This is a genomic window from Ruminococcus sp. 1001136sp1, from assembly GCF_039841815.1.
GTDB classification, from domain to species: Bacteria; Bacillota; Clostridia; order Lachnospirales; family Lachnospiraceae; genus Blautia_A; species Blautia_A faecis.
This window is the reverse complement of sequence record NZ_JBDPGY010000001.1, coordinates 307137-327594: the sequence shown is the minus strand read 5'-3', so window position 1 is coordinate 327594 and position 20458 is coordinate 307137. Positions and strand designations below refer to the sequence as shown.

Here is a 20458-nt window from a genome sequence, read left to right as displayed (position 1 = left end):
AGATGGAAAAACGGTAGACGGAGGCTATACCGATACAGCAGCCAATGCGGCAGATGGAACCGTAAGCTTCCAGGAGATCACTTACAGCAAGCCGGGAACCTACTATTATAAAGTAGTGGAGGATGTACCGGCAAAGAAACTTGAGGGAGTGACTTACAGCAGCGAGAGCTACACCATCACGGTAACCGTAAGCGATGACGGAAAAGGAAAGCTGACGGCAGCCGCAGACAAGAGCCTGGATGCCCTGGTATTTACCAATGCATACAACGCAAGCGGAAGCTACCAGCCGGCCGTGAAGAAAGTGCTGAATGGCCGTGGATTAAAAGAAGGCGAGTTCAGCTTCACCATCACGGAAGTGGATAAGGATGGAAAAACGGTAGACGGAGGCTATACCGATACAGCAGCCAATGCGGCAGATGGAACCGTAAGCTTCCAGGAGATCACTTACAGCAAGCCGGGAACCTACTATTATAAAGTAGCGGAGGATGTACCGGCAAAGAAACTTGAGGGAGTGACTTACAGCAGCGAGAGCTACACCATCACGGTAACCGTAAGCGATGACGGAAAAGGAAAGCTGACGGCAGCCGCAGACAAGAGCCTGGATGCCCTGGTGTTCACTAATGAATACAATGCAACCGGAGAAACAACTCTGACCGCAACCAAGACCCTGAGTGGTCGTGAGTTCCAGAAGGGTGATAACTGGACATTCACCGTAACTTGCGATGATGCGAACGCTCCAATGCCAGAACACCCAGTTGTTACCACAACTGCAACCAGTGGAACATCCACAACCCTTGACTTTGGCAAGATTCACTACACTATTGCAGATGTCAATAAGGACTACGTTTACACCATCACCGAGTCTGGAAATGTAGCAAACGTAACAAACGATCCAGTTGCTGCAAGAACTGTAACAGTATCTGTCAGAGACAACGGAAACGGAACTCTTAACGTAACTCAGGAAGTTACTGGAGCTGGACTGACATTTACCAACAAGTACGCCGATGGCGAAACAACCCTCGGTGTAACCAAGGTATTAAGCGGCCGTGAGTTCAAGTCAGGAGATGAATGGACCTTTAAATTAACAGCCGAAGAAGGCACTCCAATGCCAGCTCAGACCGTTGTAAAGACAAATGCAACAAGCGGATATACTCAGTCCCTGAGCTTTGGAACCATTAAGTATACGCTTGCAGATGTAGGAAATACCTACACCTACACAATCCAGGAGACTGGAAGCGCAGAAGGTGTAACAAACGATCCGAATGCAACTCGTATAGTAACTGTAACAGTAAATGAGGGCAAAGACGGAAAACTGGATATTGTAAGAGAAGAACCCAAGGGTGAAATCGTATTTACCAATACCTACGACGCAAAGGGATCTCTGACATTGGAGGCAAGTAAGACCCTGAAGAACAAAGCTCTTGAAGCTGATGCCTTTAACTTCGTGCTGAAGGACGAGAACGGAGAGACTATTCAGACCGTTGCCAACGATGCAGATGGAAATGTAACATTCAGCCCGCTCAATTATACTCTTAAAGATGTTGGAACTCATGTTTACACAGTATCAGAAGTTCAGAGAGAGAATACCGAAGTTACTTATGATACTACAGAGTATACTGTTGAAGTAACTGTAGCAGATGCAGGAAACGGAAAACTGAAGGTAAGCAAGACAATCAAGAAAGGTGATGATACTGTTGATGCAATTGCTTTTGAAAACATTTATAAAGGAGTAATTGATATCAGCGGTTCTAAGACCTGGAATGATGCAGACAACCAGGACGGAATCAGACCAACAAGTATCACTGTAAAACTTTTTGCAAATGGAACAGAAGCTGCAAGCCAGGTGGTAACTCCTGATGAGGCTGGAAATTGGAATTATGTCTTCAAGAACCTGCCGCAGTATGATGTTAATGGAGAAATTAGTTATACAGTAACTGAGGATGCGGTAGCTGGTTATGAAACAAGCGTAAGCGGCTACAATATTACCAACACTCATAAACCAGCAACCCTCGACATCACCGGAACCAAAACCTGGAACGATTCCAACAATCAGGATGGCAAACGTCCAAAGAGCATCACCGTCAACCTTCTTGCAAATGGCATAATTACAGACACCAAGACCGTAACAGCTGACGATAACTGGACCTACAGCTTCACCGATCTGCCGAAATATGCAAATGGTCAGGAAATTACCTACACGGTAAGCGAGCTTACCGTACCTGGTTATACAACAACTATTGATGATAATTACAACATCACCAACAGCTACACCCCAGGTGAGACCAGCGCGTCTGTAACCAAGATCTGGGATGATGCTGACAACCAGGATGGCATTCGTCCAGAGAGCATTACCGTAGCTCTCCTTGCAAATGGAACGCCAACTAACAAAACTGTTACTCTTACTGCTGCGAACAACTGGACACAGACGATAACTGGTCTTCCGGAAAAAGCAGATGGAGAGTATATCACCTACACCTGGACCGAGGTTAATGTTCCAGAAGGCTACAGCCTGACAAGAACTTCCAAGAACGAAACGGTAACCACTCTGACCAACACTCATACTCCAGAGCTTACTTCCATCACCGGAACCAAGACCTGGAAAGATGCAGATAATCAGGATGGAAAACGTCCAGAGAGCATTACCGTAAACCTTTTTGCAGACGGAACTAAGCTTAAGAGCCAGAGTGTAAGTGCTGATGCAGACGGAAACTGGAGCTACAGCTTCACAGACCTTCCGAAATATGCAAACGGACAGGAAATCACTTACACCGTAACTGAGGATGCAGTCGATGGCTACACAACCGAGAGTGATGGCTATAATTTCATTAACACTCATCAGCCAGAGACCACCGAGATTACCGGAACCAAGACCTGGAACGATGCAAACAACCAGGATGGCAAGCGTCCGGAAAGCATCACTGTAATCCTTCTTGCAAATGGCACAGAGAAAACTCGCCAGGCCGTAACTGCAGACGAAGCAGGAAACTGGACTTACACCTTCAAAGATCTGCCGAAATATGCAAATGGCCAGGAAATCACCTACACCGTAGCTGAGGAGGAAGTAACTGATTACACTACAACCTACGATGGCAGCAACATCACCAACAGCTACACTCCAGGAAAGACCAGTGCAACAGTAACCAAGATCTGGAACGACGCTGAAAATCAGGATGGAAAACGTCCGGAGAGCATTACCGTAAGTCTTCTTGCAGACGGTAAAGAAACCGGAAAGACCGTTACCCTGAGCGTCGAGAACAATTGGAAACAGACTATATCTGACCTTCCGGAAAAAGCAGACGGAAAAGCAATCGAGTACACCTGGACAGAGGAAACTCTCCCAGAAGGTTACGAACTTACCGACAACAGCAAGAACGGAACTGTAACTACTCTGACTAACACCTACGCTCCAGAAACAACTTCCATCACCGTAACCAAGACCTGGGATGACGCAGACAATCAGGATGGCAAGCGTCCAGAGAGCATTATCGTCAACCTTCTTGCAAACGGAGAGATCGTAGCAAGCCAGACTGTAAAAGCAGACGAAGCAGGAAACTGGACCTACACCTTTAAAGACCTGCCGAAATATGCAAATGGCAAGGAAATTACCTACACCGTAACCGAGGAAGCAGTGGAAGGTTATGAAACAAGTGTAGACGGATTTAACATCACCAACACTTACACAACCGAGACAACTGAGGTGAAGGGCTCCAAGACCTGGAACGATGCGGACAATCAGGATGGAAAACGTCCGGAGAGCATCACTGTAAGACTTCTTGCAAACGGCGAGGAGAAAGACAGCCAGACCGTAACCGCAGACGAAAATGGAAACTGGACCTACAGCTTCGAAAAACTGCCGAAATATGAGGCTGGAAAAGAAATTGTATACACGGTAACCGAGGATGCAGTTGCAGATTACACAACTGAGATCACCGGCTACGATATCACCAATAGCTATGCACCAGGAAAGACCAGCGTCACAGTTACCAAGTCATGGGCTGATAACGATGACCGCGGCGGTCACAGACCGAAGGAAATCAAGGTTCAGCTGAAAGCCGATGGAGAAAACAGCGGCGAGGAAATTACCCTGAACGCAGAGAACAAGTGGACTTACACCTGGTCCGAACTTGATGAGAAGAAGTCTGGAAAGGATATTGTCTACACAGTAGAAGAAATTGGCAAAACAGCTGGCTATATTTCCACAGTAACAGGAAATGCCACAGAAGGATTTATCATTACCAATACAATCACATCTGTTAAGATCAGCAAAGTGGATATTACCGACCAGAAAGAACTGGCAGGTGCTCATATCCAGATCCTTGACAAAGATGGAAATGTAGTAGACGAGTGGGATTCCATCTGGGAATCTCATGAAGTAACAGGTCTTAAGACCGGTGAGAAATATACCCTTCGCGAGACCGTAGCGCCAGATGGCTATACTATTACAGCTGACACAGTCTTTAGCTTGAAGGAGGATGGAACTCTTGACAAAGATAATACCAGCACAACCATCTCAGCGGATGGAACCCTTCTGGTAGAAGACAGCAGAACTTCTGTAAAAGTAAGCAAAGTAGATATTTCCGATGGGAAAGAGCTGGAAGGTGCTCACATCCAGATCATTGACCAGGATGGAAACGTAGTAGACGAGTGGGATTCCACCAAGGAAGCTCATGTTACCGAGAAACTGAAAACCGGTAAGATTTACACTCTTCGTGAGACTGTAGCTCCAGACGGATATTTACTTACAAGCGACACTACTTTTGTTCTGAAAGAAGACGGAACAGTAGATGCAGAAAAAACAACAGCTGTTTCCAAGGATGGTGTTTTACTTGTACAGGATAAACTGGCAACCTCAGCATCTATTGCAGTAACCAAGAAACTTACCTATATTGGTGAAAATCTGGCAGCAAGAGATCAGACCTTCTATGTAGCCCTGTATTCTGATAAAGAATGCACTCAGAGAGTTTCTGATGTGAAAGCTCTTGTGTTCAAGAATGCAGATGCTTCCACCGTAGTATTCTCAGAGAATATTAAGGCAGGCAAGACATACTACATTGCAGAGTGTACACAGGATGGAACTTCTCAGACGATCGGCGCTCTTGCAGATGGAACCGTCTATGAAGCTGTATTTGGCAATGGTAACTCCACAACAGTAACCGAAGCCAATGGAACAACAACCGTTTCCTTTGAAAACGTGTTCAGCAGCTTCCCGCCAGATGGATTCTACAAACAGGGTCAGCTGACAATTACCAAGAAGGTTCTTGGTGCAGATGGAGGCACCAGAAACAGCAACGAGGTATTCTATGCAGGTATCTTTGATGATGCAGCTCATACACAGCTTTCCCAGCAGGTTGAGCAGAACATTATCAAGCTTGATATGGACGGTGGCTATGAAGTAAGTGAGATCATCAATGTTGGTCTTGCCCAGTCAGGAGCAAAGGTAACCCTGTATGTAACGGAAACTGATTCCAACGGAAAACCAATTGCAGGCTCCGAAGGATTTGGATATAAAGTTACCGTAAGTGCAGATTCTGTTATATTTGATGAAACGAATATGACAGCAGAAGTTGTCATCACCAACCAGGAAGAAAGCACAGTAACAGAAACACCAACACCTACTCCTTCTTCCGATGGTGGAAATAGCGGTGGCTCCGAAAATCATTCCGGCGGCTACGGCGGTAGCAAATCACCGAAGACCGGAGATGATACCCCGATCGGAACTTATCTGATGCTTCTTCTTGCAGCTGCAATGCTTGCAGCCGAGACTGAAAGACGCCGCAGAAGAAACAAAAGACAGTAAAGCAAAACAAAGTTTCTGATCAGATTGGAACCATAACAAAGCAAGTACAAATGAAGGCGGTCCGCACACAAAGCGGATCGCCTTTTTGCAGATTCACTTTAGCTTCCTGCTCAATTAAGGAAAACTACAGAACAGCCCTGTGGTTCTGGTTTTGCAAAAAAGTAAAAAAACTTTCCTGAAAAGTGGAAAAACATCCCGAAGAAAGAGTTGACGAAACAGCCCTACTGGTATAATGAAGTCAAATTAAAGGATATTACATTTGGGAATGACTTTATAGATTTCAGGAGGTTTCCATTATGAGAAAGAATACATTAAAAAAAGCAATGGCAGTTATGATTTCAGCGACAATGCTGGTGACAGGATATACAGTAGTTTCCGCAGAAGGATTTACAGATGCGGAGGCACTTGCAGAGATGGATGCTTTTACTACAGGTAATGAAGCTGTATATGTGGAAGAAGTTCAGCCGGAAGCTGCACAGACTGAGGAGGTTCAGCCAGAGCAGACTCAGACAGAGGTTCAGCCGGAGGTTGCACAGACCGAGGAAGTTCAGGCAGAAGAATCTCAGGATGAGTTCCAGACCGGGGAATCTGCTGAAGAAGCCGCTTTTGTTGATGGATTCACAGATAGCTCTGCAGAAGCTGATCCAGCTGAGTTTACCGATGGAACCGGTGAAGTTGGAGATGCAGTAGAAACTACCGTAGATTCCGATTTCCGTTTCGAGAACGAAGAAGTCATTATCACTGCAAAAGTGTTTGATGAGACAGCTCTTCCAGAAAACGCTGAAATGAACGCTGTAAAGCTTGAAGCTGGCAGTGAGAAATATGAAGAAGCAAAACAGGCTTCCATCAGAGACCTTGGAACAACAGAAGACGACGAGTACACTTTCTACGACGTAACCTTCATCGCAGATGGTGTTGAGATCGAAGTTCCAGACGAAGCAGTCGTAATTAATATGGAATTCAAAAATGTTGCATCAGAGGAAAACGAAACCCAGAGCGCCCTCCACATCCAGGAGACAGAAGCTGGCGTAGTTGCCCAGGACGTAACCGCACAGTCCGCAGACGGAACACTGAAATCCGTAGGATTTAACTTCTAAAATTCAATAACCGCAAGCAGATACAGGACTTTCTGAGAAATCGGAAAGTCCTTTTTTGTATAATCAAAATTTCATCTATGCTGCTCCCGCCACGCCCGCGGTGAAACCCCATACACATTTTTAAAAGCCCGGGAGAAGTGGAGGGCGTTTTCGTAGCCTACGGCAGAGCCGATATCTCCTATAGATAATGTGGTCAGCTTCAGCAATTCCGCCGCTTTTGTCATGCGGTAATGAATGAGAAATTCCTGTGGAGAGCGTCCTGTGCTGGTGCGGAAAATTCGTCCCAGATAGCTTCTGTTAATACCGCATACAGCTGCCACATCCTCAATAGAAATATCATTCTGGAAGTTCTGTTCGATATAATTTATTGCCTCTTTTATATAATAATCACTCATTTTACTGGTGGCGGCAGGCTGCGGTCTGGCAACAGATTGCGCAAGCAGATCCGCAAAAAGATAGAAATGTCCCATCAGATGAAAAGGAGATTGCTCTGAATTCTGAGAAATGTAAATCAGTTCATCCGCCATCTTTTTTCGTGCCTCCCTGGAGTGGGCCATATAGACTGGCGCATCCTTGGAAAAGCCACAAACGTTGAGGATTTCTGTGGTACGCAGCCCGTCAAACTCCACCCAGACGTATTCCCATGGCACCTGAATATCTGCCACATAAGTGGTGATCTGTCCTGGAAAAATCATAAATCCCTGTCCGCTCCGAACCTGATAATTTACATTCTGCCCCTTGGAATTCGTGGCCATCAGGGTGCCTGTTCCGGAAAGAACATAGTGAAAAAGATAGTGATTCCGCGTTGCCGGACCAAATAAATGTCCGGGAGTACACTTCTCATGTCCATATTGGTAAAGGCATAGATCAATGAAAGTTTCGCTCGGAAAAATGTGAAAGTTGTTATCCATATCCGGAATCCTCCTGTTACATTTGCTGACAATATATCATAATGCGATAATATATTTCATTATACCATAAAAAACCATCATAAAGGCATAAAATAAGAAAAATTAAGCTATTTAAGTGTTGATTTTGGTATGCTATACTTAACACATCATAGAAAAAGGAGGCCCCACTCATGGCAATCACCTTCAACGAAACAACCCGGATTTTTACCCTCACCACTGCCCACACTACCTATCAGATGCAGGCGGATGCTCAAGGGTACCTTTTGCACCTGTATTATGGTGCTAGAACTGCAGGAGAAATGGACTATCTTCTGAATTATGGAGACCGTGGCTTTTCTGGAAATCCGAATTCAGCAGGCAGCGACAGAACCTATTCTCTGGATGCATTGCCACAGGAATATCCATCACTTGGCACAGGAGATTTCCGAAATTATGCGTTAAATATAGAGAATGCAGATGGTTCCCAGTGCTGCAATCCGGTTTACATAACACATGAAATTGCGGCTGGAAAATACACTCTGAAAGGTCTTCCATTCGTCCGTGCAGAAGAAAATGAAGCGGAAACTTTGAAGATTATACTGGAAGATCCTGTTACAAAAGTAGAGCTTCATCTGCTCTACGGAGTACTGGAAAAAGAAGATATTATCACCAGAAGTGTGATAATTAAGAATGCTGGAAAAGCCCCTGTAACAGTAAAAAAAGCCCAGTCTGCATGCCTGGATTTCCTTCACGGAGACTATGATCTGATCAAATTTTATGGCAGACATGCTATGGAAAGAAACATGGAAAGAATGCCGGTTTCCCATGAAAGCACTCGAATTGGCAGCCGCCGTGGAACCTCCAGCCACCAGTATAATCCAGGGGTAATCCTTGCAGGAAAAAACACAAATGAAGACAGCGGAAGCTGCTACGGAATGCTGTTTGTATACAGTGGAAACTTCCTTGTAGAAGCAGAAAAGGACCAGTATGATCAGACCAGAATCCAGATGGGTCTGACTGATGAACTGTTTGCATATCCCCTGGAAGCCGGAGCTGAATTTATCGCGCCAGAGGTTATTTTATCCTACACAAACAAAGGTCTTTCCAGGCTTTCCCAGCAGTACCATCACTGCATTATGAATCATATCTGCCAGGGAAAATACGTCCATGCAAATCGTCCTGTCCTGATCAACAGCTGGGAAGCCGCATATTTTGATTTCACCGGAGACACCATCGTAGAGCTTGCAAAGGAGGCAAAAGCGCTTGGAATCGATATGGTGGTTATGGATGATGGATGGTTCGGAAAGCGAAATGACGACAATTCTTCTCTCGGCGACTGGTATGTGAACGAGGAAAAATTAGGCGGAACTCTGACGAAATTAATCGAAAGAGTAAACGCAGAAGGCGTGAAATTCGGTATCTGGATTGAGCCTGAAATGGTCAGTGAGGACAGTGATCTTTACAGGGAACATCCGGACTGGGCAATCACAATTCCAGGCCGCAAGCCTGTCCGTTCCAGAAACCAGCTGGTCCTTGATTTTTCCAGAAAAGAAGTACGTGATGAGATATTTAAACGCATCTGCGCAGTTCTGGATCAGGGAAATGTGGAGTACATTAAATGGGATATGAACCGCAGCCTGGCAGATATTTATGCACCAAACGTGACTTATGATTATGTTCTTGGGGTGTACGATTTCCTGGAAAAACTTACGAACCGTTATCCGGATATTCTTATTGAAGGCTGCAGCGGAGGCGGCGGAAGATTTGATGCCGGAATGCTGTATTATACCCCTCAGATCTGGTGCAGTGACAACACAGATGCTATTAACCGTACACGGATTCAATATGGAACTTCCTTCTTTTATCCGGTAGCAGCAATGGGTTCCCATGTGTCAGCAGTGCCAAACCATCAGACCGGAAGAGTGACCAGTATGCATACAAGAGGTGTTGCAGCTATGTCTGGAACCTTTGGCTATGAACTGAATCCCGCACTTTTAAATGCAAAGGAAAAAGCAGAAATCCGTGCCCAACTTGCCCAATACAGGGAGTATCAGGAATTGATCCGTGAAGGAGATTATTACCGTCTTTCCAATCCTTTCCAGGATAATTTTGCGGCCTGGATGGTGGTATCAGATGACAGATCCAAGGCACTGGTAAGTGTGATAAGACTTACAGCAGAAGCCAATCCGCCGGCAGCATACGTTACCTTAAAAGGAATGGAAGAGGATGCTTTTTATCGGGAAAAAACTACCGGAAAAGTATATCCGGGAGCTGCACTTATGGAGGCTGGAATACTGCTTCCTGCTGCGGTGAGCGAATATGAAGCATACCAGATAGAACTAGAGCGTGTTTGAAAAATCATTCCCGCAATCTGCACCCCCCACTTTGCGGTATATTTTACCCGAACCTTTTCATAGTCGTTAAGTTAATTTTACCATTCTTTTGTGAAGAAAAAAGGAGAAAAGGTTTATAAACTGGAAAGATTGTTTTTTTATATATTCTGAGATATACTTGCAGTATTCGTAGACGGAACAGGGTGTGATTGCAATGGTTTCAATGATTCCTTTCGGGCTTCTTGCCGGGGTTGTGGGGGGACGGGAGGTTCGGATTACAGAGATTGATGAGAGTGGATTTTGTTTTCGGACAATCGAAGAAAATATCTCTGATTCAGAAGCTTTGAAGGTGTGCTTTTATGACATAAAGAATGGGTGTTATCGTGAATTGGAAATTCCAGAATACGATATACAAAGGTTTGATATGGTGGACGCAGAACTCTCCGGATTTTATGTGAAATATAAGGTGACGGTGAAGCAGAAAGCGTATGCGGAGGCGGTTCAGAGGCTTCTTTATCAGTATAATCACTACATTCATCTGAAGCTGGAAGAGGACGACAGCGCGTTGGTGAAAAGCCTGACAGGGTATCCGGGGGAACTGGATGAGGTCAAGCGTGGCAGTCTGGAAGAGCAGGTGGGAATATGGCGGAGAGAGCTTACGCCAGATGGATTGGAGTCCGCTTATAATGGGAAACGTATAGATTTAACTGATAATTGTTCTCAGTACGGAACTGGCTTTGAGCCTGGGTATAAGTGCCAGGTACCGCCTGAATCAGGTGTTGCGGAACTGGCGCTGGAGATAGATCGCCCGGAATTGTATCAGGAATATTTGAATAGTTCCCTGACAGAATTTTCCAAAAAGTATGCCGGAAAATGTATCGGTATCTGCGGCAGCATTATTCTGAAACATAGAGTACCGGATCGCTTTTATATTGGAAATCAGTTCTGCCATCTTCTGTTTCCGGAACGTAAATTGTTGTTTGAAATAATAGAAAAAGCAGCGGCAGAACAGGTGAAAATCACACTTGTTTTTTCTTATATCCGGGAATATATGCTGGATTATATAACAGAATTGCTTGATGAAATTAACTGGTGGTGTGAAGAAAAAGGGCAGGCTGTAGAGATTGTTGTAAATGACTGGGGAATGGCCTCTTTAGTAAAAAAAGGCAGAAGGAATCTGATTCCCAGCCTTGGAATTTTGTTAAATAAACGCAGAAAAGACCCTCGGATTTCGTTCAAAAAAGGAGAACAGAAATGGTTTGAGAGGAACAGCCTGAATGCTGGATTTTACCGTAATTTTCTGGAAAGAGAATATGGAATCCAACGCTTTGAATGGGAATCCTGCGGTTACGAACAGCAGATTCCACCTGGAAAAAACAGCCTGCATATTCCGTTCTATCAGACCAATACATCACAGTATTGTCCTCTTGGTGCAGTATGTGAAACAGGCGAGAGAGGACGACAAAAGCTTGCAAAAAAATGCCCGGGATATTGTACGGAATATGCACTTTTGTATCCGGAACATTTGCATATGATAGGGCGGTATAATTCGTTGTTTGGGATTGATATGAGGATATTGAAAGAGGAAGAAATACTGAAGAATTATATCCAAAACGGTGTGGACCGGGTTGTAATAAGAGCATGGTAATGCCGCCGGCAGGTGACATACCCGTGTTGAGGCAGAAGCGATATTTTATTCAGGATGAAGTACATGGCTGCTCAAGGCTGGAATTTATGGAGATAAGTGATGAAAATAGTAGCAGGATTAGGCTCGATAGATGAATATATAAAGTTCGCGGAGGCTGGTGCAGATGAATTTTTCTGTGGTTATGTTCCTTATTCCTGGTCCCAAAAATACGGAACGGTACTGCCCTTAAACCGCAGGGAAGTACTTTGTTATAACGTACAGCTTGGCGCATTCAGTGAGCTGGAAATCCTGTCTGGGATGATGAAAAAGTACGAAAAACCAGTCCATCTTACCTTCAATTCCCTGTATTATATCCCGGAACAATATCCAGAAATTGCCGGGATTATAAGCCAGTGTATGAAAATCGGTTTTCACAGTTATATTATTGCAGACCCGGCGTTGATGGTATATTTACGTGAAAATGGTATAAACTGCGAAATCCATCTCAGTGGAGAATGTGGAGAAATTAACAGCCAGATGGTGGCTTCATTGGCAAAAATGAGATTGAAACGTGTGATTTTTCACAGGAAAAATACATTCGAAGATATGAAAGCGGTTGTTGATAAATGTGGAAAAAAGGATGGGACAGAAGGAATTCCGGAATTTGAGGCCTTTGTATTGAATGAAATGTGCCAGTTTACAGGTGCATTTTGTAATTCTTTGCATTGCGATGAGATGGGGTATCTTTGTAAAGTGCCCTATCAGATCGGAACCTTAAAAACAGGGAATGCCGGTTCTGAAATCTTCAATCAGGAAATAAACGGAGGGCATTTGCTGCCAGACGGCTTTGTTCCTGATGATTTTCACAGTTTACATGATTTTTCCTATGATTCTGCAGGTTATCTTTGCGGTGAAACTGGCTGTGGTCTATGTGCACTTTATCAGTTAAAGCAAGCCGGAATTACGCACTTGAAGCTGGTTGGCCGTGGAAATTATACGGATTACATGGAAAAAGATATTCGAAATCTTCGAATGGCGTTGAATATATTGAGAGAATCCGCTGACGAAATGGAATTCCGGCGAAAATTGAAATTGCAGATTTTTCCCAGAGGGTGCAGCAGGAATTGCTATTACCGGTAATCAGGCAGCGCAGGCTCCGGAGTGTGTCTGAAAAATCATGCCCACAAATTGTGGTGCACATCTTGCAGAAAGCCTTTTTCAGACACGCTCTGGATTCTGTGCTGCCTTGAAAAATTTATCTGGTTGTTTTTTTATCCGATGGGCTCGAAATCTGCAGCTCCATGTTTGCACAGCGGGCAGATGAAGTCATCCGGGAGCTCGTCACCTTCGTAGATGTAGCCGCATACTTTGCAGACGAAGCCTTTTTTGCCATCGGTTTCTGGCTTCGGTTTTACATTTTTCTGATAGTAGGTGTAAGTCATGGTGTCAAGATCGTTCATGACGCGGGCTTCGGTGACGCTGCAGATGAACATTCCATGGGTACCAAGGTCTACATATTGTTCAACCTTCAGAGACATAAATGCATTAATATATTTGTCCAGGAATACCAGTCCATTATCGGAACGGTAGACCTTCTGACCTGCAAATTTATCTACGCTGCGTCCGGTCTGGAAACCAAACTGCTGGAATACAGAGAACGGTGCATCTACAGACAGGCAGTTTACGTTGAGAACTCCAGTCTGTTTGATCACATGGTGGGAGTAATTTGCCTTATTGATATTTACCGCAATACGGTTTGGAGTATCAGTGAGCTGGGTCACAGTGTTGACGATCAGTCCGTTGTCTTTTTTGCCGTCATTGGAGGTAACTACATAAAGACCGTATCCGATTCTGAAAAGGGCTGTCATGTCATTTTTGTTTGCCAGCTCATCATTCTGGGCAATGTATTCTTTGCAAAGTTCGCTTGCCATAGCTTCCAGCTGATCCTTGTTTTCCTGGTTTACTGCGGAAAGCACTTTTACAGTAGTGTCCAGCCAGTTGATCTTCTTGCAGCCAGAAAGCATTTCTTTCATAATTTTTGCTGCCAGAGGTGCCCAGGAACCATTTTCGATGATGCCCACGGTGCGGTTCTGGAAGTTGTGCTCGGTCAGACGGGTGATATAGTCGTGCATGAACGGATAAATGCTTGCATTATAGGTTGTGGTAGCAAGAACCAGCTTACTGTAGCGGAATGCGTCGGACAGAGCCTGTGACATGTCATCTCTTGCAAGATCATATACAACAACTTTGGGACATCCCTTGCTGCGAAGTTTGTCAGCCAGCAGCTCTACAGCCGCTTTTGTATGACCGTATACAGATGTGTAGGCGATGACAATTCCTTCTGTCTCTGGTGTGTAAGAGGACCATGTATCGTAAAGACCAATGTAATGTCCAAGGTTTTCTGTAAGAACAGGTCCGTGAAGAGGGCAAATGATCTGGATATCCAGGCCTGCGGCAACTTTCAGTAATTTCTGAACCTGTGGTCCGTATTTTCCAACGATGCCAATAAAGTATCTGCGAGCTTCATCGTCCCAATCTTCTTCTACATCCAGTGCGCCGAATTTTCCGAAGCCATCTGCGGAGAAAAGTACTTTATCGGTGCTGTCATAGGTTACCATAACTTCTGGCCAGTGCACCATGGGAGCGAAAACAAAGGTCAGGTTGTGGTTTCCAAGGTTGAGGGTGCCGCCATTTGTAACCTCCAGCTTCTGTCCTTCCAGGTCGAGACCGAAGAAGTTCTGGATCATAGTGAAGGTTTTTGCGTTGGCTACGATGGTGGTTTCCGGATAAACTTTCAGGAAGTTTGCCACATTTGCTGCGTGGTCCGGCTCCATATGCTGTACAATCAGGTAGTCTGGCTTGCGGCCTTCCAGGATGCGGTCCAGATTATCCAGCCATTCGTGAGTGAAATTTGCATCTACAGTATCCATGACTGCGATTTTTTCATCCAGGATCACATAGGAATTATACGTCATACCGTTCGGTACTTTGTACTGACCTTCGAAAAGATCAATCTGATGGTCGTTTACGCCTGCGTAGCGGATGGTGTCTGTAATTTTCATAGGGGTTCGTCTCCTTTTTATGAGATATTGTTATTGGTGTAATTGTTTGTGATTTCTGCGGGAACTATGTATTTTTTACTGCTTTGTTATTTCTTTAACATGGTCTTAGTATAACCAAATTTTGAAATAAAATCTGTTGCAAATACAACAAAATGGTGTAAGATATAAGAAATTATTTTTTGAACATGTTCTGGATAAATTTATAGAAAGGGATTGTAGAAATGACACCAGTGACACTTTTTTCATACATAACTCCTGAAGAACAGGAACGTATGCGCATCTGTTTCGATATGCATGAAGCAGTCTATCGGAATAATGAGACTGTGATGGAATATGCCAGTTCCATGAAAAAAATAGGTCTGATCCTGGAAGGTCAGGCAGTCCTTTATTGCATTGATGAAGATGGAAATCAATATATGATAGATAACCTGAAAAAGGATAGTGTTTTCGGCGAACCATTCCTTTTACCTGAAGAATCCCAGCACTATTATGTCTGTGCAAAATCCGAAACAAGAGTGCTGTTTATCGCCTATGAGCATGTGATTAAACGCTGCGAAAATGCCTGTAAATTCCATAGCCAGCTGGTAAGCAACCTGCTTCAGATGATTGCCCTGCGTGCCAGCCAGCAGGCCAACCGGATTTATGTGCTGTCAAGAAACAGCATCCGAAAGAAGATCATGACCTATTTAAATTCCATTGCCGCAGAAAAACAGACGAAAACTGTTATTTTGCCCATGTCCTACACCACTTTTGCCGAATACCTTAGTGTAGACCGCAGTGCCATGATGCGGGAGCTGAAGAACTTGGCAGACGAGGGGATTATAGAACGGGATGGGAAGAAATTGCGGATTTTGGATTGAAAATAGAGTGGATATATATTTTTTTATCAGTAAACGGTAACATTCTGATGGAAAATATAGTTGACGAGAAGAAACTTGTACAACATAATAATAGAAGTATAGATGCTGTCATCTGAAAAGGTTTGTGGGTGGCGGCATGAGGGAGAACAAACAAATTGGAGGTTTTTACATGAAAGTACTAAATTACGGTTCATTAAACGTAGACTACGTGTATTCCGTAGATCACATCATTGTAGGCGGTGAAACCCAGCATTCTTCCAAGCTGGAAGTTTTCAGCGGGGGAAAAGGCTTGAACCAGTCTATTGCACTGGCGAAGGCTGGGGTGCCGGTTTATCATGCGGGAATCGTGGGAACAGATGGAGATATTCTGTTGGATGCTTGTAAGGAAGCTGGTGTAAACACCAAATATATCCGCAGACTTCCGGTAAAGGGTGGTCATACCATGATCCAGGTGGACAAAAATGCCCAGAACTGCATCATTTTATACGGTGGAACCAACCAGATGCAGACAAAGGAATTTGTAGATGAGGTTCTTGCTGATTTTGGAGAGGGAGACTATCTGATCCTGCAGAATGAGATTAATATGCTGGACTACATTATTGACCAGGCTTATGAGAAAAAGATGAAGATTGTTATGAATCCGTCACCTTTTGATGACAAGCTGAGCACCTGTGATCTCAGTAAGGTTTATCTGTTTCTCGTAAACGAAATTGAAGGTGAACAGATCACTGGCTGCAAGGATAAAGATCAGATCCTGGATGCCATGGCTGCGAAATTTCCTAATGCACGTTTCGTGCTTACACTTGGAAGTGACGGCGCTGTTTATTACGATGGAAAAGAAAAAGTTTTCCAGGATATTTTCAAGGTAAAAGCTGTGGATACCACAGCAGCTGGTGATACATTTACAGGATATTTCATTGCAGCAGTCATCGAGGGCAGATCCATCCAGGAGGCGCTGAGAATGGCTGCAAAGGCCTCCTCCATTGCTGTTTCAAGACCAGGCGCTACACCGTCCATTCCGAGAGCGGATGAAGTGAAGAAAGATCTGGGAATGTTGTAGATTTCAAATTACATAAGCGTGTATCTGTGTGTGGCAGTCACCAAAGTCCATGTTTGCATGAGACCTTGGTGACTGCCTTATTTTTGCAGAGAACAGGTCTTATTCACCAGAGCTGTTGCCTGGCTCTGGATAGTCTTGGCAACCGTCTCCATAACGCGCAAAATTTATATTATGTTTTACATACTGCTTATAAATGTTTATATAAACGTTTACATAAATACACTAATGGATGGTTGGGAATACATAGATTTTATAGTAAAAACTTACTAAAATCACAACAAAAACCTTGTGCATTCATACAAAATAACACATAAAACTAAAAAGATTATTGAAATATTTATGCAAACGTTTATAATCAAATTATCAACAGTTCGGAGAGAAAACCGAACAAAAACAGATCTTAATTATATTTCAAGGAGGACGTATTTATGAAAGCAAGAAAAGCAATGGCATTGGCTATGACAGCAGCGATGGTTGGAGGTTTAATGACAGTTCCGGTAATGGCTGAAGAGAATGCAGAATTACTTCCAGGCGGCGGAAGCAAGATCATTTACTGTATCACACCTTCCACATCTAACCCATTCTTCAACACAGAGCAGGTAATTGCGAAAGAGAAAGCTGAAGAACTTGGATACGAAGTAAAATGTGCTTCCCACGATGACGACGCTGCTACACAGCTTGAGCTTTTCGAAGCAGCTATCAACGATGGCGCAGCAGCAATCATTTGCGATAACGCTGGTGCAGATGCTTCCATCGAAGCAGTTCAGAAAGCATATGACGCTGGAATCCCGACTTTCCTTATCGACCGTGAAATCAACCAGTCCGGACTTGCAGTAGCACAGATCGTTGCAGATAACGCACAGGGTGCAGCAGCAATCGCAGAAGTATGGGTTGAGGCTATGAACTACGAAGGCAAATACGCAGAGCTCCTTGGACTTGAATCCGATACAAACTGCCAGGTTCGTTCTGATAACTACCATTCTGTAATTGATGAGTATGAGGATCTTGAGATGGTAGCTCAGCAGTCCGCTAACTGGGATCAGACAGAAGCTTATGAGAAGACAGAAGCAATCCTTCAGTCCAATCCAGAGATCACCGGTATTATCTGCGGTAATGACACAATGGCATGTGGTGCTGTTCAGGCTTGCCTGGATGCAGGACGTAACGACATTAAGATCATCGGTCTTGACGGATCTGACGAAGCAAACGCTTACATCAAATCTGGTGACATGGTTGGTACCGCTCTTCAGCAGATCGCTCTGATCACTGAGATGGCAGTTGAGCAGGCAGACGCTTACCTTAACGGTACAGCTCCGGAAGAAGAGAAACAGCTTGTTCCTTGTGTAGCAATCACAGCTGACAACACAGATTGCCTGAACGCATTTGTTTACACAGAACCAGAAGCTAAATAATCTGGCTGCCAGGAAACAGATTTTTATAAAAAATGAACGAGTGTTTGAAAAATTATTCGCACAATCTGCATGCCCCGCTTTGTGGTATATTTTGCAGAAAGTCTTTTTAAACACGCTTTGGAAGGCGGTGCGCCAGCGCCGCCTTTTATAATAGAAAGCAGGGAGAGATGATTATGAAAAGCAGAAGAATTTTGGCAGTTCTGGCCGCATGTACAGCAGTAACCTTTACCGGCTGTGGTGTTGTAACTGTAGTACCCATTGGCGAAGAAGCTTCTTATACAGGAAAACAGGAATTTGATTCCGCAGCAGAGTCCCAGGGTGACTGGGGAGCCGTTGTAGCGGACATTTCCGACAAGGCACAGGATCTTTCTGAATTATTAAATGGTGATGGCATTACAGAAACAATTGCAGTAAAAGGCACAGGAAAAATCAAAGAATACAATACAGACACCCCGAAACATTATCTGATAGTAGAACTGGATGGATATACCGGAACTACAGAGGTTCAGGTCCGGACAGATGGACCGAACTCCAGTACCGCCATCCGTGACCTTCAGTCTCTGAAGAATTTTGAAAGCTTTACCAACCAGACGGAATGGTCAAGCTATGGAAAAGAACTGAACAAGCAGGCGCTTGCACAGGTAATTGACCCACTTGGAATCGACGAAAATGTAGTTGGCAAGACTGTTACATTTACAGGCGGCGCAGAAGCCGGTACAGATGCAGTATCTGTTACAGCAGTTGAGCTGACGATTGAATAAAAGGAGGAAGCATTATGTTTGATGATCCGAATGTTGTTCTCCATTGTGAAAAAATTGATAAAATTTATCCCGGAACCAAAGCTCTGGATCAGGTTTCCTTCGATCTTCTGAAAGGAAAGGTAAACGTTCTGATCGGTGAGAACGGTGCCGGAAAATCCACCCTGATGAAGATGATTGCCGGAATCGAGCAGCCTTCAGCAGGTAAGATGTACATGGACGGCCAGGAGGTTTACTTCAAGGATACCAATGCAGCCCGTGCAAAAGGTATCGGAATCATCCACCAGGAACTTTCTCTTTTCCCGAATATGACAGTTTACCAGAATATTTTTATGGGACATGAGAAAAAGAAAGGCTTTTTCCTGGATGACAAGGCCCATTCAGAGGGTGCGAAAAAAATCCTGCAGCGTCTGGAACATGAAATTCCACCGGAAACCATGGTCGGAGATCTTCGTGTAGGACAGCAGCAGATGGTGGAAATTGCACGAAACCTGAACCAGGATGACTTACGTGTCCTGATCATGGATGAGCCTACGTCTTCTCTTTCTGCCGCAGAGGTTAAGGTACTTTTCAAGATTATGAGAGAGCTTCTGGAAGCCGGAATTTCCATTGTATATATTTCCCATCGTCTGGAAGAAATCATGGAGATTGGCGATCACGTTACCATTCTTCGTGATGGAAAATACGTTGCAGATGCTGATGTAAAGGACATTGAGCTCAGCTGGATCGTAGAGAATATGGTTGGAAAGAACACCCAGTATCACCGGTTTGAGAGAAGCATTGACCTTTCCAAACAGCCGAAGGTGCTGGAAATTAAGGATATGTGCCTTCCGAAAAAAGGCGGCGGCTGGACTCTTGACCATGTAAGCCTGGATCTGAAAAAGGGCGAGGTCCTTGGTGTTTACGGACTTCTGGGAGCTGGACGAAGCGAGCTGTTTGAGTGCCTGATGGGACTTCATCCGGAGCACACCGGTGATGTACTCTATGAGGGCAAAAAGCTAAATATCAAAGATGTTGCCGCCCAGATCAAAAACGGTTTTGCTCTTGTACCTGAGGATCGTCAGAGCCAGGGTCTGATCCAGACTCTTGACATCGGCAAGAATACCGCTATTTCTTCTATGAAAGATTATGTAAAAGGTCTGTTCCTTGACGAGAAAGCAGAGAATGCGGCAGTTGACGAGCAGATCAAGGATATCCATATTAAAGTGGCGGACAAGAGACTTCCAATCCTGTCACTGTCCGGTGGAAACCAGCAGAAGGTTGTAATCGGCAAAGGACTTTTGACCAAGCCGAAGATCTTACTTCTGGATGAGCCTTCCCGTGGTATTGATATCGGTGCGAAGACTGAGGTCTTTGAGATCATTCACGACCTTGCGGAAAAAGGACTTTCCATTATCGTTATCTCATCTGAGCTGAAAGAGATCATGGCAATCGCAGACAGGATCGTTGTATTGTCAAATGGCAAAAAGACCGGCGAGTTGACCGGAGATGAGATCACAGAAGACACACTTGTACGTACATCTTATGCCGGACTTGGAACCGGAAGAAATGCGTAAGCCGGG

At 44.4% G+C, this 20458-nt stretch carries 12 protein-coding genes; 10 read left to right on the top strand and 2 right to left on the bottom strand.

Going from position 1 to position 20458, the window contains the following annotated elements:
- Positions 1 to 5797 (top strand): Cna B-type domain-containing protein (locus tag ABHC48_RS01450; RefSeq protein ID WP_195698885.1); only part of this gene is annotated, 5797 nt, incomplete at its 5' end.
- Between the two features lie 296 nt (positions 5798 to 6093).
- The gene (locus tag ABHC48_RS01445) at positions 6094 to 6894 is read left to right on the top strand and encodes a hypothetical protein (protein ID WP_148463213.1); all 801 of its coding nucleotides are present in this window, start codon (positions 6094 to 6096) and stop codon (positions 6892 to 6894) included.
- A gap of 71 nt (positions 6895 to 6965) precedes the next feature.
- Here ABHC48_RS01445 and ABHC48_RS01440 read toward each other — a convergent pair whose 3' ends face one another.
- Complete coding sequence (locus tag ABHC48_RS01440) at positions 6966 to 7805, bottom strand: AraC family transcriptional regulator (RefSeq protein ID WP_148463212.1); 840 nt, start codon at positions 7803 to 7805, stop codon at positions 6966 to 6968.
- 170 nt (positions 7806 to 7975) lie between these two features.
- On the opposite strand from ABHC48_RS01440, the gene ABHC48_RS01435 reads away from it, so the two are divergent.
- The 3 genes from ABHC48_RS01435 (at position 7976) to ABHC48_RS01425 (ending at position 12884) form a co-directional block, all read left to right on the top strand.
- On the top strand, positions 7976 to 10138 hold the full coding sequence (locus ABHC48_RS01435; RefSeq protein WP_195698886.1) for an alpha-galactosidase: 2163 nt from the start codon (positions 7976 to 7978) through the stop codon (positions 10136 to 10138).
- A 193-nt stretch (positions 10139 to 10331) separates the two neighbouring features.
- Entirely contained in the window at positions 10332 to 11765 is a 1434-nt protein-coding gene (locus ABHC48_RS01430) for a hypothetical protein (RefSeq protein ID WP_195698887.1), read from the top strand.
- 99 nt (positions 11766 to 11864) lie between these two features.
- The gene (locus ABHC48_RS01425) at positions 11865 to 12884 is read left to right on the top strand and encodes a U32 family peptidase (RefSeq protein ID WP_173769773.1); all 1020 of its coding nucleotides are present in this window, start codon (positions 11865 to 11867) and stop codon (positions 12882 to 12884) included.
- A 131-nt stretch (positions 12885 to 13015) separates the two neighbouring features.
- Here the strand turns inward: ABHC48_RS01425 and ABHC48_RS01420 are convergent, their stop codons facing one another.
- On the bottom strand, positions 13016 to 14806 hold the full coding sequence (locus ABHC48_RS01420) for a flavin reductase (RefSeq protein ID WP_173716073.1): 1791 nt from the start codon (positions 14804 to 14806) through the stop codon (positions 13016 to 13018).
- A 221-nt stretch (positions 14807 to 15027) separates the two neighbouring features.
- On the opposite strand from ABHC48_RS01420, the gene ABHC48_RS01415 reads away from it, so the two are divergent.
- From ABHC48_RS01415 to ABHC48_RS01395, 5 genes are all read left to right on the top strand, one after another.
- Positions 15028 to 15666, top strand: a complete 639-nt coding sequence (locus tag ABHC48_RS01415) for a Crp/Fnr family transcriptional regulator (protein WP_195698888.1) — start codon at positions 15028 to 15030, stop codon at positions 15664 to 15666.
- A 169-nt stretch (positions 15667 to 15835) separates the two neighbouring features.
- A complete protein-coding gene (locus ABHC48_RS01410; RefSeq protein WP_187565813.1) occupies positions 15836 to 16726 on the top strand; it encodes a ribokinase in 891 nt (296 codons plus the stop codon).
- A 428-nt stretch (positions 16727 to 17154) separates the two neighbouring features.
- Positions 17155 to 18138, top strand: a complete 984-nt coding sequence (locus tag ABHC48_RS01405; protein ID WP_118582021.1) for a D-ribose ABC transporter substrate-binding protein — start codon at positions 17155 to 17157, stop codon at positions 18136 to 18138.
- Between the two features lie 173 nt (positions 18139 to 18311).
- Complete coding sequence (locus tag ABHC48_RS01400) at positions 18312 to 18899, top strand: DUF2291 family protein (protein ID WP_173718359.1); 588 nt, start codon at positions 18312 to 18314, stop codon at positions 18897 to 18899.
- A 14-nt stretch (positions 18900 to 18913) separates the two neighbouring features.
- A complete protein-coding gene (locus ABHC48_RS01395) occupies positions 18914 to 20452 on the top strand; it encodes a sugar ABC transporter ATP-binding protein (protein ID WP_148463203.1) in 1539 nt (512 codons plus the stop codon).
- Positions 20453 to 20458 lie beyond the last annotated feature (6 nt).